Source organism: Ruegeria sp. CF5, assembly GCF_056537325.1.
Genome location: NZ_JBQFRI010000008.1, coordinates 31,873 through 57,061, shown reverse-complemented (window position 1 = coordinate 57,061; position 25,189 = coordinate 31,873). Strand labels below are relative to the sequence as shown.

Genomic DNA, 25,189 nt, shown 5'->3' with positions numbered 1-25,189 from the left:
GGGCCGCGCACGCCGGAGCGCGCGTGGCGGGCGCACATTCATTCACACGAACGGCTGATCAGTCCAAACTTCAAAGCCCAGGAGCGAAACGAGCCGCGCTTTTTTCCGCTGCCGGTTTTGACCACAGCATCGTTCGCGCCGCCCTTACGGTTGAATTCATAGACGTCGATCACTTTTTCAGCGCAGCCACAGGCTTCGCCCAGCCCAACCTTGGTGAAGTAGAACTTCTCGAAACTTTCCGGGGTTTGCATCGCGATCCTCCCTGCCTCATTGAAGCAGCAATCTCGGAGGTACCCAAGTCAATTTATCGCGCGTCAGAGACCCTGAACACCATGAAGGGTCAAATTGCTGACCAGCTTGGCATAGTCCTCGCGCGCAGCCGTATCGGCCCCGGAATTCCACATGTAGTACCAGTTCAGCATACCAAAGACGGACATCGTCGTGGACCTGAGCTTGTTCGCCTCACCCCGGAACACGTCCGGGGCAATCTCGGTGATTATGCCGCTCAGGAACTCGATCATATCCCGCTGATACCCGCGCAGCAGCTTTTGCTGGTCCGACGGAAGGGCCGACATTCCACTGGTCTGTACCCGGTGTTCGTCATCGACACCCTGATAGGCCAGAAGGATTTCCGCCACCACCTTCTGCAGCCGATCCGCAGCGTTCAGACCATCGATGTCGATCCCGCAAATCAGATCGCGCAGCTCGCGCAGATAGGTTTCAAGGATGTCGAACAGGATCGCATCCTTGCTGTCGTAGTAGTGATAGATATTGGCTTTGGAGATTCCGCATTCGCGCGCAAGTTGGGTCATCGACGCGCGGTCGAACCCCTCGCGCGCAAAGACGCGCGCGGCGGATTTCAGTATCTGCGCGCGCTTCTGGTCATGGTCTTTGGCTATCGTGCGGGCCAAACCTCACTCCTTATCCCGGTTATCGACAACGCGCTTGGCCTTGCCCTGACTGCGTTCAACATCGCCGGGCTCGCCTACAACAATCTCGGTGGAAACACCAACAATGTCCTTGATACGCTTGGTCAGCATGCGGGCTGCCGCGGTTTTGCTCAGCTCGTCCGCTGCGTCCGGCAGAGCCTCGACAAAGACCCGCATGGCATCCATCCGGCCTGCCTTGTACAATTCGATCTGGTAATGCGGTGCAAGACCGCCCGTCGCCATGACCTGTTCCTCGACCTGACTGGGGAACACGTTCACGCCACGCAGAATGATCATGTCGTCCGATCGTCCGGTGATCTTTTCCATCCGCCGCATCGAGCGCGCGGTTCCCGGAAGCAGCCGCGTCAGGTCGCGGGTACGGTAGCGGATCATCGGCAGGCCCTCTTTTGTCAGGGTCGTGAACACCAACTCTCCCATTTCACCGTCGGGCATTACCTCACCGCTCACGGGGTCAATGATTTCGGGATAGAAATGATCTTCCCAGATCACCGGCCCGTCCTTGGTTTCAACGCATTCGTTGGCGACGCCCGGCCCCATGATTTCGCTGAGGCCATAGATGTCGACCGCATGCATGTCGAACGCCTGCTCAACCTCTTTGCGCATGGCGTCGGTCCAGGGCTCAGCCCCGAATACCCCCACAGACAATGAGGTTTCGCGCGGGTCCATGCCGACCTTGTGATATTGCTCAAGAATGTTGAGCATATAGGACGGCGTTACCATGATCCCGTCCGGCCTGAAATCGGTGATCAGGCCCACCTGTTTTTCGGTCTGGCCGCCGCTCATCGGCACGACAGTCGCGCCAAGACGCTCGATCCCGTAGTGCGCGCCCAGCCCGCCCGTAAACAGGCCGTAACCATAAGCATTGTGAACCATGTCGCCTTTGCGCAGACCGCTGGCACGCAGCGACCGCGCCACAAGGTCTGCCCAATTGTCGATATCGCCCTGCGTGTATCCGACCACTGTAGGCTTACCGGTCGTACCGGACGAGGCATGCAGGCGGATGATCTGCTCACGCGGCACGGCAAACAGGCCAAAGGGATAGTTGTCGCGTAGGTCGTTCTTGTAGGTAAACGGAAATTTCGCCAGATCGCCCAAAGACTGCATATCGTCCGGATGCACTCCGGCCTCATCAAAGCGCTGTCTATACATCGGTACATTGTCATATGCGTGACGCACCGACCATTTCAAACGGTCCAGCTGAAGCTTGCGGATTTCATCGATTGACGCGATTTCAATCGGGTCCAGATCGGATTTGTTCGGGGTCAGATCCTTCATGGTGTCCTCCTCGCCTTAATTCTCATCAAACAACGCACCTTTAATCGCGCGGGAAAACCCCCTGAATTCCGCGATCCTGCGTCCGTCCTGATTGGTTACTGTTACGTCATATACTCCGCTGCGCCCGGTCAGGCTCAGCTCGGTTGCCGTTGCGGTCAAACGATCACCCTGCCGGGCCGGACCAATAAAGCTGATAACATTGTGCTGAGCGACCGTGGATTGATTGCGGCTGTTGCAGGCAAAAGCAAAGGCACTGTCGGCCAGCATGAAAGTCACACCTCCGTGGCAAATGCCGTGCCCGTTGCAATGATGCGACACAACGGTCATCTCCAGCGCAGCGGTCCCCTCGTCGATATGAGTGATTTCCATTCCAGCCCATTTTGATGCGCTATCTTCGGCCCACATCGCCGCGGCGGCTTTTTCGGCGCGTTCCTTTGGCGTCATATCATTCGCCCCGGAACTTTGGTGCACGTTTTTCGAGAAACGCCGTGACGCCTTCCGCATAATCGGCGCTTTCGCCACAGGCCTTCATTGCGTCGGCCTCCAACTCCAGATGATCGGTCAACGTGTCAACCGCTGCGGCTTGAATAGCCATTTTGGTCAGACCTAGGCCCAGTGTCGGCCCGTTCGCAAACTGTTCGGCCATGGCACGGGCTTCGTCCATCAGGCGATCGTCAGGCAACGATTTCCAGATCAATCCCCACTCTTCCGCTTGTTTCGCGGGCAGCGGTTGCGCGGTCAGGGCCAACCCCTTGGCCCGCGCTTCACCCAACAGGCGCGGCAGATGCCAGCTGCCGCCAGTGTCCGGTATCAACCCGACTTTGGAGAAAGACTGAATGAACTTGGCGGATTCCGCCGCCAAAACGATATCGCAGGCAAGTGCAAGGTTCGCCCCTGCTCCGGCCGCGACGCCGTTTACCGCGCAGATCACCGGAAACTCCAGTGACCGGATCAAACGCACCAGTGGCGCATAGAAAGAACGCACTGTCTGTCCCAAATCCGGCGGTCCATCCATTTTTGACGGATCACGATCAGCCAGATCCTGCCCCGCGCAAAAACCACGTCCCGCGCCCGTCAACAGAATCGCACGTGCGCCATTATCACGCGCGGCTTCCAGTGCGCCCCGCAGGGCCGCGTGCATCTCAGCAGTGAAACTGTTCAGGCGATCCGGACGGTTGAGAGTTATTTCGACCCAATTTCCATGGTCCTGCGCAACAATCGTATCTGACATGACCTCCCCGCTTTTCAGATGTTGTTACAAATTTCTTGCATAAACCGAACGGTTGGTCAATAAATTCTTCGAATCTCGATTCCCGTGAAGAAAAGGGGGAAATGATGACTCGGAAAGGTTCAACTTGTCCGGCACAAACGGATCAGATTTGCAGTCTTTCTGAAAAAAATCGCGAAACCAAAGCCTTGGGGCCCCAGCAGAAACCTGCCCGATATCTGTTTCGCGATTCACCAACCCGTTGATAGTTACAAAATTGACTATTAACACATTAATGACTTATGTTTCGGAGGAGGATACCAGTCATGAAATTCACCAGGCTTTCAACCTTGCTTGCCACCGCAGCTCTTGCGGTCAGCGGAACAGTTGCAACGGCAGCCGACTACACGTTGACAATTTCCAGCTGGGCGCCGCCGACGCACGGCATCAACGCCAAGATGTGGCCCAAGTTCGTCGAGATGGTTGAAGAGGCCACAGACGGCAAAGTCACCGCCGAACTCAAGCTTGGCATCGCCCCGCCCCCGGCACAGATGGACCTGATCATGGATGGTGCGGCGGATGCCTCGATCATCTTTCACGGCTATCAGCCGGGCCGCTTCGTCACCACGAAGCTGATTGAATTGCCCGGATATGAGGGTTCGGCCGAGGCTGCATCAGTTGCCTATTGGCGCGCATACGACAAATACCTGAAAGACGCGGACGAGCATCGCGGGGTAAAGGTCGTCGCGTTGCACACACACGGCCCCGCCCAGCTGCACTCCAGCTCATCTGTTACCGAACTTGGTGAGATTTCCGGCCTCAAGGTCCGCATCCCAGGTGGTGTTGGTGGTGACGTGGGAACCGCGTTGGGCGCGACGGGCATTCAGGTGCCTGCCCCCAAGGTTTACGAGACGCTGGCCTCCAAGGCGGCTGACGGTGTCGTGATGCCCTTTGAATCCCGCAAGGGCTTTAAACTGACCGAAGTGGCGCAGAACGTTTACGAGATGCCCGGTGGCCTTTACCGTGGTTCCTTCGCCTTCATCATGAACGAAGACACCTTTGCCGACCTCCCCGCAGACCTGCAGGCGGCGCTTGACGAAAACGTCTTTGGTGAACCGCTGAGCCGGGAGATCGGCAAAATCTGGGACGAGATTGATGCGATCGGTCGCGAAGCCACGGAAAGCGCCGATGGCAATGCAATCAATGCCGCCTCGGATGCCGATCTTGAGAAATTCTCGGTCATTGCAGAGGATGTGCGCGGAAAAGTCATCGCCGAAGTCAGCGAAACCGGCGTGGACGCGCAGGCCGCTTATGACATGATCCGGTCGGAAATGGCGTCCAACTGATCCAGTCTGCGGGGCGGCGCGACGCTGCCGCCCCCAGCCAACCCCTTTCGGGAGCAGCCAAATGACCTCTCTCATCCAGCTTGTTCGGCGGGTCAGCATATTGCCGGTTATCGTAGCCAGCGCAGCGTTGTTCATCCTCATGATCATGACCTTTTGCGATGTGATCCTCAGATCCGTCTTCAATTCCCCGATCGAGGCAGCAACGGAACTGACCCGCATCCTGATGGCGATGCTGGTCTTTTCGGTCCTTCCGATCATATCGGTCACCAACGGCCATATTGCCGTCGACCTGACCGACGGAATATTCCATCGTCTGCGCCTGAGCCGAATTCGCGACGCCGTGATCTATCTGGTCAGTGGCGTGATGCTGTTCTGGCCCGTCCAACGGGTCTGGGTGCTGGCGGAACGCGCGCGCGACTATGGCGACGTGACTGAATATCTGTCGATCCCGACCTATCTCGTCGGCTGGTTCATCACCATATCCGTGGCAATCACGGCAGTGGTCATGATCATCACCGGCCTGCTTCATCTCTTTGCCCCCAATACCCTGTCGGAGCATGCCAAATGACCGCCGCGCTTATCGGATTTGCACTTGTCCTTGTTCTGGTACTTGTGCGCTTGCCCATCGTTTTTGCAATGGGCCTCGTGGGCACCTTTGGCTTTGCCTATGAACGCGGAGGCTCAATCTTCGATGAGCGCGGGCTCAAGGCCGCGATGTCGATGGTGGGCCGCCAGATCACAGACACCGCGCAGGATTACGGCTTGTCCGTTGTGCCGCTGTTCATCCTGATGGGTCTGTTCGTCAACAAAGGCGGCATGGCGCGCGAGCTTTACGCAGTTTCCAATGCCTTTCTGGGTCACATGCGGGGTGGGATCGCAATGGCGACCGTGGCGGCATGCGGTGGGTTTTCCGCCATCTGTGGCTCGTCCCTGGCCACCGCCGCCACCATGTCCAAGGTCGCCATGCCGCAAATGCGCCGCTATGGATATTCAGACGAGCTGTCCACCGCTTCCATCGCAGCAGGCGGTACGTTGGGCATTCTGATCCCGCCCTCAGTTATTCTGGTTATCTACGGCCTACTGACCGAAACCTCGATCGGAAAGCTGTTCATGGCCGGTATCATTCCAGGCTTGCTCGGCATCCTGTTTTATCTTTTTGCCGTGCGCTGGACCGTCTGGCGCAACCCCGAAGCAGGTCCGGCGGGTGAGCGCGCCGACTGGGGAGAGCGATTTCGGGCGCTGGGGTCGGTCTGGGCCGTGCTCTTGCTGTTCTTTCTGGTTATCGGCGGGCTTTACGGCGCCTTCGATTTCGAGCCGCTGAACCTGACGTTTTCGCCCACCGAAGCCGCGGGCATGGGTGCCGCCGGTGCATTCCTGATCGCCTTGTTCCGCGGTGGCCTGACCATTGGATCGACCTTCGAAGTGCTCAAAGAAACATGCTTTACAGCAGCCGCCTTGTTCGCGGTTCTGATCGGCGCACAGATCTTTTCCAACTTCATCAACCTCGCTGGTCTGCCCGAGGCGCTGATTGCGCTGGTTACGGCCTATGACGTTTCACCGTTTGTCGTAATCCTGATGATCCTGGGCATCTACATCATACTTGGTTGCGTTTTTGAATCGCTGTCCATGCTGCTGCTGACGGTGCCGATTTTCTTTCCGCTAGTGACCTCGCTGGGTTATGATCCGATCTGGTTCGGCATCGTCGTTGTTGTTGTGACGGAAATTTCCCTGATCACCCCGCCTGTTGGCCTGAACGTGTTCATCCTGAAGGGCGTGGTCGGAGACGTGTCAACGGGCACGATCTTTCGCGGCGTGACACCTTTCTGGGTCGCTGACATTTTCCGTCTGGCGTTGATCGTGCTGGTGCCGATTGTCGTTCTGTACCTGCCTCAGCAGATGGGCGCACTGGGTCACTGAAAACGGCGACCGGCTCAGCCGCCGGTCGCTGCTTCATTGCGTTAAGCATTCATTTATTGACCGATCATTCGGTTAATTATATCCTAACGATACCGTACTGCCCGGCGGTGTAACAGGAACAGGAGAGTCCGATGACCTTGCAACAGATTTCCAGTTTTGCCGCCGGAGAATGGATCGCACCCGACGCAGGCGCCCGAACCATCGCGTCGGCCATCACAGGCGAAGCTTTTGCAAGCGCCGGAAATTCGTCGCTTGATACCAATGCCATGCTGGAATTTGCACGCAACACGGGCGGTCCGGCCCTGCGCAAGCTGACCTTTCACGAGCGCGCAAAGATGCTCAAGGCGCTGGCTCAGGCCCTGACGACGCACAAGCAGGCGCTATACGATCTCAGCTTTAACACGGGCGCCACGCAAAACGACCACCTGATCGATATCGACGGCGGTATCGGCACGATGTTCGTTTTTGCTTCCAAGGGTCGCCGTGAGATGCCCGACAGCCATGTCTATCTGGACGGAGATGTTGAGCAACTATCGCGGCACGGAACCTTTTTGGGGCAGCACATCAGCACGCCGCTGCGCGGCGTGGCCGTTCACATCAATGCGTTCAACTTTCCTGTCTGGGGCATGCTTGAAAAACTGGCCCCCACCCTTTTGGCGGGCGTTCCCGCCATCGTGAAACCCGCAACCAACAGCTGTTATGTGACTGAGCTGGCCGTGAAAGTCATGCTGGACAGCGGCATTCTGCCCGCCGGGGCGCTGCAGCTGGTATCAGGTGGGATCGGCGACATGCTGGATCACCTGACCTGTCAGGATGTGGTCAGTTTTACGGGGTCGGCCGATACCGCACTGAAGCTGCGGCAGAATCCTGTGATCCTGCAGAATTCTGTCCGTTTTGTTGCCGAACAGGACAGCCTCAACGCCTCAATCCTCGGTCCTGACGCGGCACCCGGAACACCTGAATTCGACCTTTTCGTGAAAGAGGTCGCGCGCGAGATGACGACGAAGGCCGGGCAGAAATGTACCGCAATTCGCCGCATCATCGCCCCCGAAGGGCTTGTCCAACCGGTTATCGAGGCGCTTTCGGCCCGTCTTGCAAAAACCACCATCGGCGATCCCCGGCTTGAAACGACCCGAATGGGGGCACTGGTTTCAAACGGACAGAAGGCTGATGTCCTGGCCAAGGCAGAAATCATCGGGCAAGAGGCGGAGCGGGTTTTTGGTGATCCGGAGTCGTTTGCCATCGAAGGCGCGGATACAGAAAAAGGCGCGTTTGTCCCGCCGATGCTGTTTCACTGCGCCGACCCGGACAACGCCAATCGCGTTCACGATACCGAAGCTTTTGGGCCTGTCTCGACCATCATGGGCTATCGCGACACAGATCATGCCATTGCAATTGCCAATCGTGGTCAGGGTTCACTGGTTACCTCGCTGATCACACATGACCCGGACATCGCGCGCAATGTGGTTCTGGGGGCTGCGGCGTATAATGGGCGCATCTACATCAATGATCGCGACTCGATGAAGGAATCGACCGGGCACGGCTCCCCCCTGCCCCACATGGTGCATGGCGGCCCCGGTCGCGCGGGAGGCGGCGAGGAACTGGGCGGTGTTCGCGGCGTCCAGCACTACATGCAACGCACCGCCATTCAGGGCTCACCCGAGATGCTGACCGAAATCGGTCAAACCTGGGTTCCCGGCGCGACCGAAGTCAAAGGCCCGAGCCATCCTTTCACGCGGAAATTCGGAGATCTGTCGATTGGTGAGACACTGCATACCGCGTCCCGCACCGTGACGATGGACGACATCGAACATTTCGCCCATTTCACGGGTGATACGTTTTATGCCCACATGGACGAAGAAGCGGCCAAAAGGAACCCATTCTTCCCTGGCCGCGTGGCACATGGCTATCTGCTGCTCAGCTTTGCCGCAGGGCTGTTTGTCGAACCGAACGAGGGACCTGTTCTGGCCAATACCGGACTGGACAACCTGCGCTTCATGAAACCGGTCAGCGCGGGCGACAGCATCAAAGTCCGCCTGACGGTCAGGAAAAAGACCCGCCGCACCGACGAATACGGCGAGGTCCGCTGGCACGTTACCCTGACCAATCAGGATGACGACAAAGTCGCGGAGTACGAGTTGCTGACCATGAACGCTTATTGAGGTCCGTAGTCCAATCGGAACCCTCAATTTCGGTGTTTGTGTTTTTCTTATCCGCGCTAAGGGTTTAAACTGGTCCCATGACCAGTGACCAAAGGTGGTTCGAAACCGCAGTGGCCGATCTGACCGACCCGCACAATCTGCGCGTCTGGTCGATCATCGTCTCGCTGTTCGGCGACCTCGCACAGGAGCGGGGCGCACAGATTTCAGGCGGCGCGCTGACTCGCATCATCGAACCGATCGGCATCAAACCCGAAGCGATCCGTGTCGCGCTGCACCGTCTGCGCAAGGATGGATGGATTGAAAGCGCCCGCATTGGCCGAGTCTCTATGCATTTTCTGACTGATTTTGGCCGAACCCAATCCGCCCAGGTGACGCCCCGTATCTATGCAACCGAACAGGTGACGCCGGAGACGTGGCACATACTGATTGCCGAGGAAGGACCAGGCATCCGCACGCTGGATGATCTGCTGCTGACCCGTGATTACACATCCATGGGCAAGAACATTGCCATGGCGTCGGGATCACCGCCCCGGAATTGCGAGGGCCTTATGGCGTTCGAGGTAACCGCGCGCTCGGTCCCCATGTGGTTGCAGACCCGCATTTGCCCGCCGGAGTTGCGCGAAGCGTGCGAAAGCCTGCGTGATGCTGTCCGGCGCACCCATGATACACGCCCGCCGGGCTGGGACCTATCCCCGGCGCAAGTTGCAACCCTGCGCACACTGATTGTCCACAGATGGCGCCGAGTCGTTTTACGGCATCCGGATTTGCCACCGATTTTTTTTCCGAAGGACTGGGCCGGGCCGTCCTGCCGAACCGAAGTGTTCAGACTGCTCGGTACCCTGCCCTGCCCGAAAGTCGCCGACGTCAATCAATCGGATTGACCCAACGGCATCTGCTACACAGGCTGCGCGATCCAATTCCTTTTGTTACGCTTCAGGCTGAACGCCCAGCGGAGGATCGGCGCGCCATGACGCACCAGACCGACATGCTTATCATAGGCGCCGGTTTCTCGGGCCTTGTCATGGCGATCGAGGCGCGAAAGCGTGGGATTTCGGACATCACGATATTGGAAAAGGCCGGCGATATCGGCGGCACATGGCGTGAGAACACCTATCCCGGTGTCGCATGTGATATACCCTCGCACCTGTATTCAATGGCGACACACCTCAACCCGGACTGGAGCACTGCCTATGCCGGTGGCGCTGAGATACAATCCTATCTGCAGCGTGTCGCGCGGGATGAGGGATTGTATGATCTTTGCCACTTTCATCAGGTGTTCAAGTCCGCCAGATGGGCGGGCGACCGCTGGCATGTCGAAACCGAAGACGGTCACAGGTGGTCATCGCGCATTCTGGTGTCTGCGATAGGTGCGCTGCACATTCCATTGATCCCGGAAATACCGGGCGCCGACAGCTTTCCCGGCCCTGCATTTCATTCGGCCCAATGGGATCATTCCCGGGAATTGGCAGGTAAGCGTGTGGCGGTCATTGGAACAGGTGCATCCGCGGTGCAATTTGTTCCGGAAATAGCCAAAACCGCAGAAGAAATTACGATTTTCCAGCGCACTCCGCCCTATGTTCTTCCTCGCCCGGACGGACCGATTGCGCCATGGGTTCGCAAGCTCTACGGCCGGTTTCAGGCATTGCCCAGATTGCGGCGGGAACTGATCTACAGGATATTCGAATTCCGCCACCGCGTCTTTCGTGGTGAAGAGGGGGCCGTCAAATTCGCCATGAAGATGTGGCGGAAGTCACTGACAGACGCCATCTCCGACCCTGCACTGCAAAAAGCGTTGACGCCGGATTACCGGATCGGATGCAAGCGCATACTCAGTTCGAATGACTGGTATCCGGCCCTGGCCCGCAGAAACGTCGAACTGATCCCAAGTGGTGTCGAATACATCGAGGGAAACAGGATCATTGCAAGCGATGGCAGCCAGACCGAAACGGACGTTCTGATATGGGGCACTGGTTTTCGTGTTACCGACGCAATGGAACGGCTGAACATAAGCGGCGTCGAGGGGCAGACGTTGCGCAATGCCTGGGCCAACGGCATGCAGGCCAATCTTGGCACTGCAGTTGCAGGGTTTCCGAATTTCTTCATCCTGCTCGGGCCACATACCGGGCTGGGCCACAACTCGGTCGTGCTGATGATCGAGGCGCAGGTGGCGCATATCGGAAAGGTGCTGACACAGATGAAGGCAGGCGGGCTAAGCATCATAACTCCGGATGCCGAGAAACAGGCTGCGTTCACCCGCGAAATGCAAGAACGTCACTTAAACAGCGTGTGGCAGGCAGGTGGCTGCACCTCGTGGTATCAGGACGCTGAGGGCCGGAATACGACGCTTTGGCCGGGGACTGTGGCCGAGTACAAAAAACGCATGGCTCGCTGCGGGCTGGAACAATACCACGGAATTGATCCATCTGAATTGACCGGGGAAAATTGATATGAATGTGCTTTTGATCTTAGTCCTACTCATCGGTGGTCTACTGCTTGGGCTCCATCTCTGGACCCGGCGGCTCGCCCGGCAGGGATTGGAACTGGTTCCTCAACTTGGCAAGGTCATCCCGGTTGACGGCGGCAGCATTCACTATGTTGAAGCGGGGGACCCTGCCCGCCAGACTATTGTTCTGATCCATGGTCTGTCCGGCCAGTTACAGCATTATACCTACGCCCTGATGGACCTGCTTGCAGAGGAGTATCACGTTATCGCGGTCGACCGGCCGGGATGCGGATATTCCACGCGGGAAAGTGCCGAGCTTGGCACATTGCCCGAGCAGGCGCGCATGATTCATCAATTTCTTCAGATCAAGGGCGTATCAGACGCCGTTCTGGTCGGCCATTCTCTGGGTGGGGCAGTTTCACTGGCGATGGCGCTGGACTATCCCAAGGACGTCTCGGCTCTGGCCCTGTTGTGCCCGCTCACCCACAAAGTGCCCAACACACCGGCTGCATTCAAAGCTCTGGAGATACGCACCGGGTGGCTGCGAAATCTCATTGGCAACACCATTGCGGTGCCCATGGCGCGGAAAACTGCCCCGCAGGTTCTGGCTGATGTGTTCGCGCCCGAAAATGTCCCTGACGACTTCATCTACAAAGCCGGAGGCGCACTGGGGTTGCGCCCGTCTGCCTATATTACCGCGTCTCAGGACGTGGTTGGTGCGGACTTGAGCATCCAGCACCAAGCCGATCGCTACAATGACCTGACGGTGCCCGGGGCCATCCTGTTTGGCGCAGAGGATAAAATCCTGTCACCGCGGCAACATGGCGAACCGATGCGCCAATTCGGTATTGCTGTTGAGGAACTGGAAGGACGAGGGCACATGATCCCGATCACCGCTCCCGCAGAATGTGCCGCATTCATTCGAAATGTAGCGACCTCACATCAAATCCCGCAGGAGCCTGCCGGATCGCAATAACAGGTTTGAATGATGAAAATGGAAAGAGGGAAGAAACCGGTAATTCCACGGTTTTCCCTCTTGACCCTACCCCACACCTCCCTTAAATCGCCTCTCACTCATGGCGGAGTAGCTCAGTTGGTTAGAGCAGCGGAATCATAATCCGCGTGTCGGGGGTTCAAGTCCCTCCTCCGCTACCATCCCTCCCAGATAGATTTACTCTATAAAATCAAGGGAGCATGAGGTTTCTAGCTCAGTTTTAGCTTCGGGCGCAGATAGCCATCTGGGCGTGTTGAATCGCCGACTTTCTACAAAATCACACAACATGAAGTGGAAAATGAGTGGAAAAAAGAGGTGAAATTGCCCAACCCGCGACTCACTAAGTGGCCGCGTTAGCGGCTTACTTCCTCGTCATCTTCGTCTGGTTCGCTATCCTGATCTTCACGCTGGAGGGGGAAACCGCTTCGATCCAGCCGCATTGCGACTCTTTTCTGTTCGATCTTGTCAGCCCAAATACCTAGGCGGCTACCGGGATTGCTTCGCATCTCATATGCCATTCATTGCCTCCATTTAGCTATTTGACGCCGCCGCGCGCTGTCCTGCGCGGAATGCGTCGTTCTGAATCTGTTTCTGTGATTTGCGGAAGCTGTCAGCATCAGGCGTTGTGATGTTGAATGTCTGCGGCTGGCTGATGACTGTACCGCCTGCCGCACCGTTCGTGCCGCCCAGATCGACCGGAATCTTGCGACCCTTGCTGAGCGGAATCACCGCCTCATTGGGATGCAAAACGGCAGGGATGCCCGACGTATTTGCAGTCCCCTCCTTGTAGTGGGGTGCGTGACGATAGGCGGCGGGCGAAATCATCGGCCCGGCGTTAACCGCCGTTGGACTGCTGGTTAGCCCACCCTCAGCCGCGAAGAACGAACCAATGAGCGTACCGAAATTGAAACCTCCACCACCGGACCCAGAGGTGTTCCCGCCAAGAAGCGTGATCAGTTCTTTTACAGCCATGTCCGCAATGATCCGCGTGGCGGTTTGGAGGATGGATTGCCCTAGCGCTTCGATATCGAACTTACCCGTCGCGGCGAATTCGGCCACGGCGTCTGAAAGGGATCGAATTGCGCCCTCTTCGATCTGCCGTCCGGCTTCGGTCCAAGTTGGAACGGAGTCGATCCATTCTTTCACGGGATCACGCGCCAGACGTTGCAACTGATCATTCAACGTCTGGGCAGCTTCATACTGACGGATCATCGCTGCGGTCTGTTCGTCGATTGCACCACCGCCAAGCGTCATTGCCGCCGCCATCAATTCGGCAGTCTCTTGCGTTGAAGCTTGGCCAGTTGCCAGCAGTTCCAGAGCGGCGTTTTCCTGTTCGATCTGAAACAGGCGGTTGTTCATCTGCTTGGACAACTTCTCGATTTGGCGAGACTCCGCCCCCAATGCTTCAACGCGCCCGCCGCCTTTCCGGCCAGAGCCATTCTGTTCGCTGAGCTGCTTGCGCAAGGCATCCTGCTGCTTGGCTGCGGCCTCCAATGCTGCAATCTCGTTTGCGGCATTTGCGATCTGGTCAAGGCTGACGCCACTACCGCTCTGGGCCGCGTTCACCATGTCCTGCAACTGCACGGTGCGGTTCGCGGCGGCAGCACTCAGACCTTCGGAAATCTGCAATTCAAGGCTGCGGTTGGTAGCTGCAATACTGGCGAGTTGGTCTTTCACGCTGCCCTGGAATGTGCTGAGTGCTGAAGGTACAGAACCAAGGTTTGCGAGCAATGCGGCGGCTGCATCGGCTGCGGTCCCCAGCTCAGTGGACAGGGCGCTTGCTGCACTGCTGCTGCGGCGCGTGGCGTCAGTATTACCGTTGTTCGCTGCCAAGAGGCGCAAGGCTGCGTCTTCGGCCTGTACAAGCTGCACCAATACACCCCGCGCGCCGCCTTCAGCGCGGTCCAGACCGCCAGTCGTATCTTCGACGGCCTTACGCAGCTTAGAGACGGCTTCGGCTTGCTGTTCAAATGTTCGGGCGTTCTCAACGCCGTGCATCAAATCAAGGAAGATGCGCGCGCGGTCATTGGTGGTGTCGAAGGCGCGGCGGATGGCGTCGATGTCGTTGGTAAAGATATTGCCGTCGCTGGTCAGGGCGTCACGAATACCGGCGATCATGTCTGAATTGGCGGTTGCCGCATTCAGTTCTGCAACCTTGTGCAATCGCTCAAGGTGCGCGTCCAGTTCACTGTTCAGCGCGCCATATTCTCGGCGAAGCTGGCGAATGTTCCCACCAGACATATTGGACGTTGCGCGCTGCAAATCTGAAATGCGCGAATTGGCCTCGGAAAGGGCATCACTGAAGGACTTCGTTTCTTCGCCTGCTGCGAAGAACCACTTGGCAATTGCCGCACCTGCCGCAACTGCGCCGATGGTGATGAGGCTGAGTGGGTTCACGAGAGAAGTGAAACCGGCGAGCAAAGTGCGAAATACGCCGCCGCCTGCGGCCTTAAGGGCGTTCATCTGAGATGCGAGCTGGGACCCCTGCTGCAAAGCGATCATGCCGACGCTTTGAAAGCCCATCTGGCTCGTAATGAGCACATCGGAAAGCTGGTGCCCCAACATGATACCTTGCTGGGTGGTGGATGCGTTGCGCTGCATGGCGGCGGTGTGCTGATCGACTACGGCGGACGCACCGGCAAGTTGTTGCGCTGCGCGCTGACGCGCGTCAGCCGCAAGACGGGAGGAAATGGCCCCTTCACGTTCGGCAGTGCTGATTTCTTCAAGCGCAGTCTCATAGGCTTTGCTGGCCTGATAAAGCGGATTGTACTTTGCCCGGAGCCGATCCATTTGCGCAGCGTGATCCGCAGCACTGCGAGCCGCTTCCTCTGTTTGGCGAGCAAGCTGTGCCTGTTCTCCTCGCAGGTGCTCGGCAGCGACGGTGTTTTGAAGCAGGCTGCTGCGAAGGTCATCGAACTGGGACTTGGCAGAACGCACATCAAGGGTGCTTGTGGCGTTCACCAGATTGGAACGCAGGCGCGTCATGGCGTCGTTGAGCGGTGCAATGCCGCGCGCGTCACCGAGATCACCCATGCGGAGGGCAAGACGCTGTGCGGCCTGCTCCGAAGACCTGAGCGCGGAAGCTGATGCAAGCGCCGTGCGTTGGATGGTGGCGGCGGCTTTGTCTGTGGCCGTGCTGAGTTTTTCAGTGGCGGTTGTTGCCCGTGTTAGCGGGGAGACGTCAACCTGAGGATTGATTTTACTGAGTTTGGTAAACGCGCCCGTGCTGTCCCGATCTAGATCACGGACGGCTCGCTTTACAGCTTCCAACGCAGCAGTGAATTTGCGTGCACCGGATTCAGCGGTGGCTGCATTGATCTTCAAACGCAGTTCGTGCGTTTCGCTCATGTGCTTTGTTCTTTCTTCGGTCTGTTCTGAAAAGGGCTGGCGGCGTCAGAAACGGCCATGCAGACCCGCCGTTGCTGACGCTGCCAAGTCGTGCGCGGCAAAGAAGAAAAGCACCGCGCTCACTGACTGAGAGATATGCACATTATACAGGAGGACCGCTGTTTTCAGAAGGAAACGGAACGGAACGGGTCACTTAACAATGCAGCTAATTTCGCGACGGCATTCGAACACCGAAGTTTTACTAAGAGCTTACAGTGACACGTGATTCAGACGCCATTAGCAACGGTTTCTGGGCACTCAAACATTAGCCTACGTACCATTCGGCCTAGGCACTCGTTGGTAACACAACAAACTATGGTTTGGTCGCAAAAACTGAGAATGCAATCGAAGCACTCGGTGTCGTGCTCCACGTATCCGTCGACTCGCGTAATAGGTACGTGCCGTTAAATGGCGTTTCTCGAACTTCGACTACCTCTTCACTGATGAGCTGTGGACGCATGTCAGTTATCACAGTGCCTCTCTCCGAATAAAAGCCTTCGAAGGATACTCGAGGTGTTTCATCGCCAATTGGAATTGGAAACGTCTCTCTTGAAACTTGCGAGTTCGACGTCATAAACAGACGCCTGCTCGGATAAGAGTAGGCTTGCCCATTAACTCGGATAATTAGGCGAAAGTGCAATGGTGCATCATTCCAAGACAGAAAGGTCACATTGTCGATTGATAACCATTGTTGTACCTGCGGTTCGCTGGATTTGCCATCAAGGAGCTTTGGCACTAATGCTACAGCCAAGCCAGCAAAAGCTGTAATCACAGCAACAATGATTGCCTGTCTAGCGGTAATTTTTGCAACACGAACCTCTGAAGACGGCCCATCAGTCGGTTCGCCTTCTTTGCTTTCTTCGTCAGACAATGCCTTCCTCCACCACGTCTCCCTAAAAACACCTAAAGTAAGATGGTAGTATATATTTCCGGCTTGAGTCCTGTATTTTCGTCGAGCGTCCTTGCTGAGCGCCAAAGGACTCAACCAAGCTCGGCGTCAGATTGATGTTCAAAGCGAACATCGGGATAAATGATCTAACAAGTGCCTGCGACGCAACTTTTTTCGAATGAACCTGAAAATTTCTTGAGGCCAGAATTGAATCGAAACAGGGGGTGCCGATTTCCGGTTGGGTCCCCCGGTCGTGGGTGTACAACCTGTACAACCAGCGGTTTCTAACATCACTTTAGGCGGGTTACTCTGGCGCTGGCAGAAGGCACCTGCGCGCCTAACCGAGCACAGGGATACTGCCCCCTTGGGTCCCCTTGTGATTTATTTTCAGGCCGCTAACGCGGCGACGAACCAAGCCAATGTGATGTTAAGCTGCTTGTGCCAATCGCTTGCGTAGACGCGCGACTGTGTTGGGGTGCCAGCGACCTCCACGAGCGGTCTTAATCCCACGTTGATTCAACTCGTCTGCCTGTTGCCTTAGGGTACTGAAACCACCAATATCTAGGTCTGCAAGCACGTCTGCCAGATCGTTGGCACGCGCGTCAGCGCGGTCCCTTTGAGCGGCACAGGCTGCGCTATTGCCCTTGCCAGCGCGACGTAGGGCGGCTGCACCATTTGGGTTCCCGAACTTCTGACCACGGGCTTTTGCGGCCTGCATGGCTGCGCGTGTTCTGTCACCGATCATGCGGGACTCGGCTTGAGCAATCACGCTCATAATTCCGACCGTCAGGGCATTGGCATCGGGCATGTCACAGCACACGAAATCGACGCCGGAGTCCTGTAGTTTAAGGAGAAACGCAGCATTGCGGCTCAGTCGGTCCAGCTTGGCGATTACTAGCTTGGCCCCCATCACACGCGCTATTTTCAGGGCCTTTTCAAGCTCAGGGCGGTCGTTGTTCCTGCCGGACTCTACCTCTTGGAATTCAGCAACCGTCGCCGCGTTAGCGGCCTTGGCGTAGGCAGCGATAGCTATCTGCTGAGCTTCTAGCCCTAGGCCGCTGCGCCCCTGCTTATCGGTCGATACTCGAATATATGCGACGATCTTCACGGCAATGCCTCCAAATTACATCTTTCCCAAGGGTCCCTACGCAAGTTGTAACATTCCGAAAATCTGATTCGCGAGTCTTTTCAATGGGTTAAAAGATTTTTCCGTTAATTAATTAAAGGTCAATACAACTGACCCAATAGAGTTGCTGTTTGCGATGTCGAGGGCGGCTGAAGGCAGCAATCCGAAAAAAGTTCGCCGCCAGCGAACTTTTTTCTTGAACTTTGCCCAGCAGTTCTTATGTTTGATTTCAGTTGGTCACAGCGGAAGGAAAAGTCGTCACATCTTGAGCCGTCAGGCTCGCGGGAGGTTCGCCTCCTACCGCTTAACCGGCCCCACGGCCCACGGCTCCCCAGAGGACGCCACGGGACACGGTCGGCGAAGCAGAGACCCACGATGACCGTGGGTCTCTTGGTACTTTGGTTTGGTTGTCGTTGTCCGCACTTCTTGTTCGCGATGACACCCTGCCCACGGTGGGTATGGGTGAGCAAGAAGGAGACCAGAAATGGCCTTAGAGACTAACGAACGACAACAGCGATTGAAAAGAACGAGTAAGTGGCCTTCGTGGCTTCGCGCTCCGTTCCTGTTAAAGTGGGCAATCCGGCTTGGATGGCTCGCCTACCGCATCTGGCGGTTCTGGAATACCCTGTCAGGGGGTCCCGGTGACTAAATCGCTTCCACTGTATCCTAGCGTTGAAAGGGAAAACGAATGCTGTCAGAAGCACTCCGTCTTATCCGTGTTTTTCATGACATGAAGCAGCAGGAACTTGCAGACAGACTTGGCCTGTCCAAATCATATGTTTCGGAACTGGAAAGCGGTAAAAAGGCACCATCACTAGATGTAATACAGAAGTATTCCGATGCTTTTGGCCTGCCCCCGTCTTCGATCATGTTTTTTGCCGAAAATTTGGAGAACCCGTCCAAGGTAGATCGAACGAAAACTGCAATAGCAGGCAAAGTTCTTCAGTTTCTCCAATTCATTGAGGCCAAGACTGCAGATGGAAAAGCGTAAGTATCAATTGCGAGATAGCCCGTTCTTTCGGCTTCGGACAAAAGCGAAGTTGGCTGACTTGTTGCAGGTATCACCATCCAAGCTCAAGCGGCTCGTCAAGCTCGAGAACGGCTACATCAAGTTCCAAAAGCCTAAGAAAAACGGTGAAATGAGGGACATAAGCGCGCCCATACCGCCATTGAAATCTGTGCAAGCGCGGATAGCTAACCTGCTACACCGTGTAGCCCCTCCCGACTATCTGTTTGCGCCGGTCGAAGGGCGATCTTACGTCGACAACGCCGCGCGTCATATCGGCGCGCGCTCTGTGCGCCTGCTAGATATTGAAGACTTCTTTCCGAGCTGCACCATCAAAAAGGTGATATGGTTCTTCAGAACACGAATGGAGTGTAGCGACGACGTCGCGACGATTTTAGCACGCATTGTGACGGAGGAAGGCGTGCTTCCGCAAGGAAGCCCATGCAGCCCCATCCTTGCCTACTTTGCTTACATCGATATGTGGGAAGAAATCGAAGAAGCGGTGCGTACGGCTTCGTGTACGCTCAGTGTCTATGCAGACGACCTGACGATTTCTGGGGAGACTGTGCCGGAACGCACGATTTGGGAAATAAAGAAAATCCTGCACCGTCACGGGCATCGATATGCCGTGCACAAAGAACGTTCACGGCGAGATCGCCCCGCCGAGGTTACGGGCGTTATCCTGACACGCTATGGCGTGACTGCGCCCAATCGGCAAAGACAAAGAATACACGCTGTCAGGGACGAATTGAGCAAATCCAAATCGCCATCTCAAGTCAAGAGTTTCGAGGCTCAATTGCGCGGAAGGCTGGCGCAGCTTAATCAAATTCGCGCAGGCAATGGGCCGCGTGAAGACATATGAAGCTCAAGACGCATTCGGGCGAAATTGAATTGCACCCCTCGCGCCGAACACACATCACGAAACCGTAGTAAATCTAATTGGTGAGGTGAAGCGACCACCTCACCTCTCACCTCACTCGCCCTAAACCCTTATTATATTGGCCTAAATTGACTTGAAGTGAGGTGGGTGAGGTAAATGAGGTTGGTATGTTGTTCTATAGAGAGATAGTTTTTCCCATAGGGATGCTTACGCAAAGAAGGCAGAAAAAGAAAAACCCCTATAGGGCATGAACGCACCCACCTCATCACCTCACCCGCCTCACCTTTCCGGATTAACCCTTTAAAAATAGACGGTTGGTCAAGTGAGGTGGACCTCATAAACGCACCCCGCAAATAAAAGCACCTCACCGAGACACGAAAAAGGCCGCTGACGCGGCCTATCTCGATTTGCAATATTGCTTCGTGAGCGTCATTCGTCCTTCGGGATCAGCCTCCACACGGTACGTCTCTGGCGAGTTCCAGCCTTTTCGAGGCGGATTTCCACACCATCAATATTGAAGTACGCGTCAGCGTGATCGCCGAGGAATTTGCCCAATGCCGTAGCATCATAGATAAGGTCTGCGTCTTTGCGGGTTCTCTTTACCCCCTCAAGTTCAATATCTTCAGCGAAACACAAGGCCACCAAACCTTCATCCGTGCCAGCAACCATCTCTGTTGTGACAAACTGCTGCTGAGGATCATTTGCCTTTTCCCACCAGACCGCAATCAAGTTATTGATGCCCTCAGCTTCATTGATAGCCGCAACAGCATCCTTCTGGTCCTCGTTTCCAATGAACGTACTGACACCCGCGTTTTCGAGAACACCGCCAAGAACTCTTACCCACTCACTGTAAGACGCCATATGCGGGGCATTCTTCGGTCGGGGCATGCCATTCGCCACCCATGCCTTAATGAGCGTCAGCGCAGCCCACAGTAGTTCTCCGCGATGGTCCGAAACGTAGGTGCCTTCCAGATCAAACTTAAACTCCTTCCGGTCCTTCGGATTTTCCATCCTGGCGTCTAGGCGGATCAGGAATGCACGTCGCTTAAGGTCTTCGTTGAGGCGAGCATTGTTAGATGTCATCACGAACATTGCGTTTGCCGATACGGTTGCCATCTCAGACTTCCCGAGAACTCGCCCCTCAAAAGTCGTCGCCGTCAGAACTGAGGCCAATGCATCAGACGTGATTTCACCGGACACGTTGTCAAAAAGGCCGTACGGCTTCTGCTTTCGCAGGCTCGCAAAGATCGTCTTACGGCGTTCTTCTTCAGACGAAGGAAGTGCAGCGGAAGGTTCCGATACCCCGGCAGCAATGATGTATGAAGATGCGGCAAGCAGAGACGCGCCAGTGGCTACCTTAGGCTTCGAGATGAATGCGAGAGGCAACGGGCCATTGATCATCTGCCGACAATATGGGGTAAGCACCATAGCTAACGTATTCGCCATGCTGGCTGGAATCTCATCGGCCTCTAGTGGCTCGCCTTCACTGCGGCAGGCCTGACCGTCGAACGGAAAATCGCCAAACAGGTCACAAAGCATGCGCAAGGCGCGATCAATGTCTAGCTGTGTTGGCTTCTTCGGTACCGACGGGATGCGCAGATCGTTGGGCAGAGACATAAAGATGCCCGTCTCATCGTCATAACCGCTCATGTCGATCAGCCCCCCGTCAGGGGCGAAAACTGGGTAAGTCGCAATCTGTGTCAATTCTGGAAACTGATAGTCCCCATAGAAAAGCTCTTCGACCACATCCATAGGGGCGCTGATGCTCTGAGTTTCACCGTTCTGGTCTTCGAAGAACGGAGCATAGCGGTTCACAATAGGTCGGAGGCTTCGGGGAAACAGGATTTCCATTTCATCCTTGCCGGTCTTGGCGTCCCTAACGACCCGAACCAGTTCCTTTCCATGCCGGAACACGACCGGCTCAAAAGAGGCATTGACGTCCTTGATGCGCGTATATGCGTAATCCGCAAGGTCAGTGAAACCGAAGGTCCCCCGCACATTAGCCTCGCCATTCGCCTTATCATTCGCGACTGCCATCGCTGCCCACTCATATTCTGCGAAGTTGTGAGCTGCCTTGAGGTGGTTCTTGGGCAATGCCACCTTCCATTTACTGGCAATCCTGCCCGTGAAGATATTGATCTGAGGTGTGTCGATATTCGACTTCACGAGCGACATGTAAAACTTGGCCAACTCGAGATCGCTAAAGGGGTCATCCTCTCCCCGATCTTCAATTTGACACTTGAAATGACTTTCCATGTAACACTTCACGTCTCGGATTTCGTCAATTTCCCGAATGTTGAACTTGTTCCTAAACTTCTTCCCGTTGTCAGACATCTTAGTCCGAACCGATACCGTAGGTCTTCCCGGCGGGGTCATTGCAATCACGGTACCCATCACATTACCTTTGATCGCAACTGTTCTTCGCGAGATAGCGAAGCTGAAAATACTGAGTTGTTTGCCATTCGATTGTTTTCTCCTTTAGTCAGTTTTGCATCGTGGTTTTCCCTTCTGTTTGGCAGGGCGCTAACGCGCCCCGCGCTTTCTCCGGCGAGTGGGTGACACCACCACCGGTTTATCTTCTTCGACACCATCGGGCAGCGAACACGCTTCGAGATAGGAGTCGATCTGGTTCTCAATTAGCATTTCCCAATCGTGTTCAGCCGCTGCTGTCGCCGCGTTGCACATCAGTGAAAACCGCGTATCTGGATCACTTACATGCTGAAACTCGGCGTAGATTTCTCGGGATAACTGGTTGCCGGTCGTGCGCATCACGGCGTCGCTGGTCCGGGCAACTGATGACAACACATCAGCCATTATGTGCAAGCCCAGCATGTACCCATCGCCTTCAGCATTTCGGACATGCTTTTACGAGAGTGACCCACAGCCTCCAGTTCATTGACCAGCGCATAGATAAGGCCCACCACTTGATGAGGGTCTTCACCATCCCAATCAATTGCCACAAGCGCTGTGCGCGCGGCCTCAACGGTTCGCTGAGTCTTATCCATCACGCAGTCCTGCCATTAACCACGCCAAGCAGGCAGATAAGTTCCGCGCACATCATGCTGAGCTGCTCGTCACGCTCCAAAGACGGTTCCTTTTCGCCGACTTCCTTGATGTCGTGAGCCAGCTTTACAATCTGTTCGTCCATTTCATTTTCTCCTTTCGACTTCACGATATCGGTGTGTTCAACACCTGAAGAAACCTACTCAGCGACATGCTGGCACACAACGGATTCAGAAATAAGTGATTGATATTATATAGTTTTAAGCTTCAAGCTGAATTTATGGGGTGTCCAATTACCACTACTCAGCTTCAAGCTCAGTTTGTATTATTTCAGGTTGTAACAATCGGCTTCACACCGGGCGGTGAAAGTCGACGGCGCGCGTCAGCGCGTCACCAAGCGATTCCATGTTCACTACCTTGGATAAGGGCCAAGCGCCCTGCCTCCAACACCACTCGCCGTTTTCACCGGGCACGAACCCAGCGGAAGAAAGTACCCGTGTCGTTAAGCTAGGATCGTCGTCCAGATGCAACTTGATCCAATTGAACGATACATGAAGCCCGCCGCATGACCGGTATCGCGGATACCGATTTACGACGCTGTGGAGGATCGAAGAAAGCTCATAAACTAGCTCGTTATCGCCGCGCTTACGCCTTCCGTGTCGATCATAAATCTTGGTCTCGGGCAATCGCCCGTTGTGGAACGTCTGCATTATCTTCTCCAATTCAGTTTGTAATTTTTAGGTCCCCGGCGGTGACGTGGGCGTCACCGCCGGGGCATCGGAGCCGGTGTTCAAATCCTTCCAATAAAGTGAACCCCCACTACATTCGCAGGTTTAAAGTTTAGCCCCGAACTCATTGGCCAAAATGGCCTCAATGTTTCTGCCGATAGACGGCCATGCAGCCCGCCATACAGCCTCATCATTGCAAGCGATCCTGCTGGCATGCCACAACGCTACGCGTCGAAAGTACCGCGCCCGTGCGCGTTTCATGCCACTATGCCGCGTCATCTCGCGCCTCCAAAAATGCTCGAATCTCCATTTCTAGCCGCGCCTGTTCTTCAGCCCGTTCCCGATACGTCATGCGTGCACGTAGCGGCTGGACGTTTTGCCATTTGTCATCACGCGCCATTTTCCGTTTCACTTGAGCGGCAGTCATTGGAGGCGGCAAAGGTCCACCCGCAAAAATCGACTTTTCGGGTGGGTTAGTCATACCGACGCACCGCTGCTGGAATTGAGGTTCGACGATCTGTAGCGGTTGCTGCGGCACCACCCCCAAAGCGCCGTTTGATTTCTTGGTAAGCACGATCTGTCAGACGGTGTTTTGTAGGAAGGAACAAGAACCCATCACCGGAGACGTGGAACAATGCCCACCAAGCGCCGCCATGATCTTCCCGAATGATGGTCTCTATCTGATCCAGTGTCATGCCAGCCCCCATGCTCGCGCTTTGGCGAGCCTCTCGGACGGGCTGAGCGTCAGCAGCCGACGAAGCAGCGTAGCCTCGTCAGCGACCGAGGATGGGTCACTCGCAGGCGCAGCACCAGTCAGCCCAAGTTCGCGGGCACGTGCCATACGCTGAAAGCGCGGCAAACGATTAAGTTCGGCATGCGCGTCGTCTTCGCCCTGCTGCAACGCCTCGCGAAGTTCGCGCTGCCTGACCTGCTCCTTTACCGTTTCAAGAGCCTGCATTTCGCTCAGCATCTGTTCGGCATTGTAGTCGTCGGCAAGAACAGCCAATCGGACGGATGGAAGTGCAATCAAGTCGTCGTCAGAGTCGATACTCACACCAAGCTGGCTGGCCACCTGCTGAGCACGCTCACGCGTACCAAGCCAGCGGTCCCGCATAACCGGGTCCGTAGCGACCAAGTCGCGGAAAGTTTCGTTTGGGTCGCTCACCTATGCGGCCTCCTTTTCATAGAGATTTTCGTATCGGGCGTTGGTAATTGCGTACGGCACAGCCCAGTGCTCAAACGGCGGTAGTGCATCGGCATCGCCAAGGACGGTCCAACGCAGAACTGGGTCGGGCATTACAATCTTGAGCCTCAACGCTTCCAAGTGTTCAAAGAGCACTGAAGACTGAACAGACAGTGCCAGAGCATTGGTGAAAGCGACCCTCGCACCAAACAGACGTTCGACCTGTTCACCCTGTAACCATCTTTCCAAGCGGCTGGCACGGGCGACCGCATTGTCCCCTACCCACAGCTCTTCACCGTCATTCTTGGCCGCGCCGAAAAGGTCGGGAACAGCATCTCTCTCGCGCGGCTTGATGGACGGCAGGACATCTGCCAGCCGATAGAGCCGTGCACCCATCGGACCTGTGGTATAATCCAACCCACGCGTCCGGGCTGTCACAGTATTACGCGTCAGCCCGACCGCATGGGCCAGATCACTTTGACTTACAGTCAGCACTTGTTAACCTACTCACAAATAAAGGAAGTTTTCTTTGGATCATTCATCCCGTTGTGTGCGGATTATGCGCCTGAGCTGGGAACAAAGCAAGAAAACCGCAAAAACGGGTCAAGGTCAGTAATGCTGACCTTATTGAACCAAAGCGGCAAAGAGATCGGGCATACAGGCCCCCAATTATCCGCGACCCCTCACAACTCT

25 protein-coding genes and 1 tRNA gene are annotated in these 25,189 nt (G+C 55.8%); 10 read left to right on the top strand and 16 right to left on the bottom strand.

Annotated features, from left to right (window positions below; all coding sequences use genetic code 11):
• Positions 1-38 precede the first annotated feature (38 nt).
• From ACR0NW_RS17535 to paaG, 5 genes are all read right to left on the bottom strand, one after another.
• The gene (locus ACR0NW_RS17535; protein ID WP_480451737.1) at positions 39-251 is read right to left on the bottom strand and encodes a hypothetical protein; all 213 of its coding nucleotides are present in this window, start codon (positions 249-251) and stop codon (positions 39-41) included.
• 63 nt (positions 252-314) lie between these two features.
• Positions 315-911 (bottom strand): TetR/AcrR family transcriptional regulator, encoded by a 597-nt coding sequence (locus ACR0NW_RS17530; protein WP_480451735.1) that lies wholly within the window; start codon positions 909-911, stop codon positions 315-317.
• A gap of 3 nt (positions 912-914) precedes the next feature.
• Positions 915-2,225 (bottom strand): phenylacetate--CoA ligase PaaK, encoded by a 1,311-nt coding sequence (gene paaK / locus ACR0NW_RS17525; RefSeq protein ID WP_480451734.1) that lies wholly within the window; start codon positions 2,223-2,225, stop codon positions 915-917.
• Positions 2,226-2,240: 15 nt separating this feature from the next.
• On the bottom strand, positions 2,241-2,669 hold the full coding sequence (gene paaI / locus ACR0NW_RS17520; RefSeq protein ID WP_480451732.1) for a hydroxyphenylacetyl-CoA thioesterase PaaI: 429 nt from the start codon (positions 2,667-2,669) through the stop codon (positions 2,241-2,243).
• A 1-nt stretch (position 2,670) separates the two neighbouring features.
• On the bottom strand, positions 2,671-3,456 hold the full coding sequence (paaG, locus tag ACR0NW_RS17515) for a 2-(1,2-epoxy-1,2-dihydrophenyl)acetyl-CoA isomerase PaaG (protein WP_480451731.1): 786 nt from the start codon (positions 3,454-3,456) through the stop codon (positions 2,671-2,673).
• A gap of 302 nt (positions 3,457-3,758) precedes the next feature.
• On the opposite strand from paaG, the gene ACR0NW_RS17510 reads away from it, so the two are divergent.
• The 8 genes from ACR0NW_RS17510 (at position 3,759) to ACR0NW_RS17475 (ending at position 12,455) form a co-directional block, all read left to right on the top strand.
• Positions 3,759-4,778 carry a TRAP transporter substrate-binding protein gene (locus ACR0NW_RS17510; protein WP_480451729.1) on the top strand — a complete coding sequence of 340 codons (1,020 nt, stop codon included), beginning with the start codon at positions 3,759-3,761 and terminating at the stop codon, positions 4,776-4,778.
• A gap of 61 nt (positions 4,779-4,839) precedes the next feature.
• Entirely contained in the window at positions 4,840-5,346 is a 507-nt protein-coding gene (locus tag ACR0NW_RS17505) for a TRAP transporter small permease (RefSeq protein WP_480451727.1), read from the top strand.
• The gene (locus tag ACR0NW_RS17500; RefSeq protein ID WP_170654363.1) at positions 5,343-6,695 is read left to right on the top strand and encodes a TRAP transporter large permease; all 1,353 of its coding nucleotides are present in this window, start codon (positions 5,343-5,345) and stop codon (positions 6,693-6,695) included. Before ACR0NW_RS17505 ends, ACR0NW_RS17500 begins: the two co-directional genes overlap by 4 nt.
• A gap of 131 nt (positions 6,696-6,826) precedes the next feature.
• The gene (gene paaZ / locus ACR0NW_RS17495) at positions 6,827-8,857 is read left to right on the top strand and encodes a phenylacetic acid degradation bifunctional protein PaaZ (protein ID WP_480451725.1); all 2,031 of its coding nucleotides are present in this window, start codon (positions 6,827-6,829) and stop codon (positions 8,855-8,857) included.
• A gap of 77 nt (positions 8,858-8,934) precedes the next feature.
• Entirely contained in the window at positions 8,935-9,738 is an 804-nt protein-coding gene (locus tag ACR0NW_RS17490) for a PaaX family transcriptional regulator C-terminal domain-containing protein (RefSeq protein ID WP_480451724.1), read from the top strand.
• Positions 9,739-9,824: 86 nt separating this feature from the next.
• Positions 9,825-11,303: a flavin-containing monooxygenase gene (locus ACR0NW_RS17485; protein ID WP_480451722.1), complete on the top strand. Its 1,479-nt coding sequence runs from the start codon at positions 9,825-9,827 to the stop codon at positions 11,301-11,303.
• Position 11,304: 1 nt separating this feature from the next.
• Positions 11,305-12,276: an alpha/beta fold hydrolase gene (locus tag ACR0NW_RS17480; RefSeq protein WP_480451721.1), complete on the top strand. Its 972-nt coding sequence runs from the start codon at positions 11,305-11,307 to the stop codon at positions 12,274-12,276.
• Between the two features lie 102 nt (positions 12,277-12,378).
• A tRNA-Met gene (locus ACR0NW_RS17475) sits at positions 12,379-12,455 on the top strand.
• Between the two features lie 192 nt (positions 12,456-12,647).
• On the opposite strand, the gene ACR0NW_RS17470 is transcribed toward ACR0NW_RS17475, so the two are convergent.
• From ACR0NW_RS17470 to ACR0NW_RS17455, 4 genes are all read right to left on the bottom strand, one after another.
• The gene (locus ACR0NW_RS17470) at positions 12,648-12,812 is read right to left on the bottom strand and encodes a hypothetical protein (RefSeq protein WP_480451720.1); all 165 of its coding nucleotides are present in this window, start codon (positions 12,810-12,812) and stop codon (positions 12,648-12,650) included.
• Between the two features lie 13 nt (positions 12,813-12,825).
• The gene (locus ACR0NW_RS17465; protein ID WP_480451719.1) at positions 12,826-15,642 is read right to left on the bottom strand and encodes a phage tail tape measure C-terminal domain-containing protein; all 2,817 of its coding nucleotides are present in this window, start codon (positions 15,640-15,642) and stop codon (positions 12,826-12,828) included.
• A 352-nt stretch (positions 15,643-15,994) separates the two neighbouring features.
• Complete coding sequence (locus tag ACR0NW_RS17460; RefSeq protein ID WP_480451717.1) at positions 15,995-16,552, bottom strand: hypothetical protein; 558 nt, start codon at positions 16,550-16,552, stop codon at positions 15,995-15,997.
• Between the two features lie 445 nt (positions 16,553-16,997).
• Positions 16,998-17,678 (bottom strand): recombinase family protein, encoded by a 681-nt coding sequence (locus ACR0NW_RS17455; RefSeq protein ID WP_480451716.1) that lies wholly within the window; start codon positions 17,676-17,678, stop codon positions 16,998-17,000.
• Between the two features lie 706 nt (positions 17,679-18,384).
• Between ACR0NW_RS17455 and ACR0NW_RS17450 the strand changes: the two genes are divergently transcribed.
• Together ACR0NW_RS17450 and ACR0NW_RS17445 are read left to right on the top strand one after the other, a co-directional pair.
• Positions 18,385-18,687 (top strand): helix-turn-helix transcriptional regulator, encoded by a 303-nt coding sequence (locus ACR0NW_RS17450; RefSeq protein WP_170632146.1) that lies wholly within the window; start codon positions 18,385-18,387, stop codon positions 18,685-18,687.
• Positions 18,674-19,564, top strand: coding sequence for a reverse transcriptase family protein (locus ACR0NW_RS17445; protein WP_480451714.1), 891 nt, complete (start codon positions 18,674-18,676; stop codon positions 19,562-19,564). The genes ACR0NW_RS17450 and ACR0NW_RS17445 overlap by 14 nt, the downstream gene beginning before the upstream one ends.
• 447 nt (positions 19,565-20,011) lie before the next feature.
• Here the strand turns inward: ACR0NW_RS17445 and ACR0NW_RS17440 are convergent, their stop codons facing one another.
• The 7 genes from ACR0NW_RS17440 to ACR0NW_RS17410 all read right to left on the bottom strand — a co-directional run bounded on the left by ACR0NW_RS17440 (position 20,012) and on the right by ACR0NW_RS17410 (position 24,991).
• Positions 20,012-21,838, bottom strand: coding sequence for a hypothetical protein (locus tag ACR0NW_RS17440; RefSeq protein WP_480451712.1), 1,827 nt, complete (start codon positions 21,836-21,838; stop codon positions 20,012-20,014).
• A 267-nt stretch (positions 21,839-22,105) separates the two neighbouring features.
• Positions 22,106-22,414, bottom strand: coding sequence for a hypothetical protein (locus ACR0NW_RS17435; RefSeq protein WP_480451710.1), 309 nt, complete (start codon positions 22,412-22,414; stop codon positions 22,106-22,108).
• Complete coding sequence (locus ACR0NW_RS17430; RefSeq protein WP_480451708.1) at positions 22,396-22,587, bottom strand: hypothetical protein; 192 nt, start codon at positions 22,585-22,587, stop codon at positions 22,396-22,398. Before ACR0NW_RS17430 ends, ACR0NW_RS17435 begins: the two co-directional genes overlap by 19 nt.
• The gene (locus ACR0NW_RS17425) at positions 22,587-22,730 is read right to left on the bottom strand and encodes a hypothetical protein (RefSeq protein ID WP_480451706.1); all 144 of its coding nucleotides are present in this window, start codon (positions 22,728-22,730) and stop codon (positions 22,587-22,589) included. Before ACR0NW_RS17425 ends, ACR0NW_RS17430 begins: the two co-directional genes overlap by 1 nt.
• A 1,056-nt stretch (positions 22,731-23,786) precedes the next feature.
• Positions 23,787-24,008 (bottom strand): hypothetical protein, encoded by a 222-nt coding sequence (locus tag ACR0NW_RS17420; RefSeq protein WP_480451705.1) that lies wholly within the window; start codon positions 24,006-24,008, stop codon positions 23,787-23,789.
• A complete protein-coding gene (locus tag ACR0NW_RS17415; protein ID WP_480451704.1) occupies positions 24,005-24,478 on the bottom strand; it encodes a hypothetical protein in 474 nt (157 codons plus the stop codon). Before ACR0NW_RS17415 ends, ACR0NW_RS17420 begins: the two co-directional genes overlap by 4 nt.
• On the bottom strand, positions 24,479-24,991 hold the full coding sequence (locus ACR0NW_RS17410) for a hypothetical protein (protein WP_480451702.1): 513 nt from the start codon (positions 24,989-24,991) through the stop codon (positions 24,479-24,481). It lies immediately after the preceding gene.
• Positions 24,992-25,189: the final 198 nt, after the last annotated feature.

Bases quoted from the DNA above. Each gene is read 5' to 3' on its own strand.
- ACR0NW_RS17535 (WP_480451737.1), bottom strand. From the start codon at position 251: ATGCAAACCCCGGAAAGTTTCGAGAAGTTCTACTTCACCAAGGTTGGG.
- paaK (WP_480451734.1), bottom strand. From the start codon at position 2,225: ATGAAGGATCTGACCCCGAACAAATCCGATCTGGACCCGATTGAAATC.
- paaI (WP_480451732.1), bottom strand. From the start codon at position 2,669: ATGACGCCAAAGGAACGCGCCGAAAAAGCCGCCGCGGCGATGTGGGCC.
- paaG (WP_480451731.1), bottom strand. From the start codon at position 3,456: ATGTCAGATACGATTGTTGCGCAGGACCATGGAAATTGGGTCGAAATA.
- ACR0NW_RS17510 (WP_480451729.1), top strand. From the start codon at position 3,759: ATGAAATTCACCAGGCTTTCAACCTTGCTTGCCACCGCAGCTCTTGCG.
- ACR0NW_RS17505 (WP_480451727.1), top strand. From the start codon at position 4,840: ATGACCTCTCTCATCCAGCTTGTTCGGCGGGTCAGCATATTGCCGGTT.
- ACR0NW_RS17500 (WP_170654363.1), top strand. From the start codon at position 5,343: ATGACCGCCGCGCTTATCGGATTTGCACTTGTCCTTGTTCTGGTACTT.
- paaZ (WP_480451725.1), top strand. From the start codon at position 6,827: ATGACCTTGCAACAGATTTCCAGTTTTGCCGCCGGAGAATGGATCGCA.
- ACR0NW_RS17490 (WP_480451724.1), top strand. From the start codon at position 8,935: ATGACCAGTGACCAAAGGTGGTTCGAAACCGCAGTGGCCGATCTGACC.
- ACR0NW_RS17485 (WP_480451722.1), top strand. From the start codon at position 9,825: ATGACGCACCAGACCGACATGCTTATCATAGGCGCCGGTTTCTCGGGC.
- ACR0NW_RS17480 (WP_480451721.1), top strand. From the start codon at position 11,305: ATGAATGTGCTTTTGATCTTAGTCCTACTCATCGGTGGTCTACTGCTT.
- ACR0NW_RS17470 (WP_480451720.1), bottom strand. From the start codon at position 12,812: ATGGCATATGAGATGCGAAGCAATCCCGGTAGCCGCCTAGGTATTTGG.
- ACR0NW_RS17465 (WP_480451719.1), bottom strand. From the start codon at position 15,642: ATGAGCGAAACGCACGAACTGCGTTTGAAGATCAATGCAGCCACCGCT.
- ACR0NW_RS17450 (WP_170632146.1), top strand. From the start codon at position 18,385: ATGCTGTCAGAAGCACTCCGTCTTATCCGTGTTTTTCATGACATGAAG.
- ACR0NW_RS17445 (WP_480451714.1), top strand. From the start codon at position 18,674: ATGGAAAAGCGTAAGTATCAATTGCGAGATAGCCCGTTCTTTCGGCTT.
- ACR0NW_RS17440 (WP_480451712.1), bottom strand. From the start codon at position 21,838: ATGGAAAGTCATTTCAAGTGTCAAATTGAAGATCGGGGAGAGGATGAC.
- ACR0NW_RS17435 (WP_480451710.1), bottom strand. From the start codon at position 22,414: ATGCTGGGCTTGCACATAATGGCTGATGTGTTGTCATCAGTTGCCCGG.
- ACR0NW_RS17430 (WP_480451708.1), bottom strand. From the start codon at position 22,587: ATGGATAAGACTCAGCGAACCGTTGAGGCCGCGCGCACAGCGCTTGTG.
- ACR0NW_RS17425 (WP_480451706.1), bottom strand. From the start codon at position 22,730: ATGGACGAACAGATTGTAAAGCTGGCTCACGACATCAAGGAAGTCGGC.
- ACR0NW_RS17420 (WP_480451705.1), bottom strand. From the start codon at position 24,008: ATGACACTGGATCAGATAGAGACCATCATTCGGGAAGATCATGGCGGC.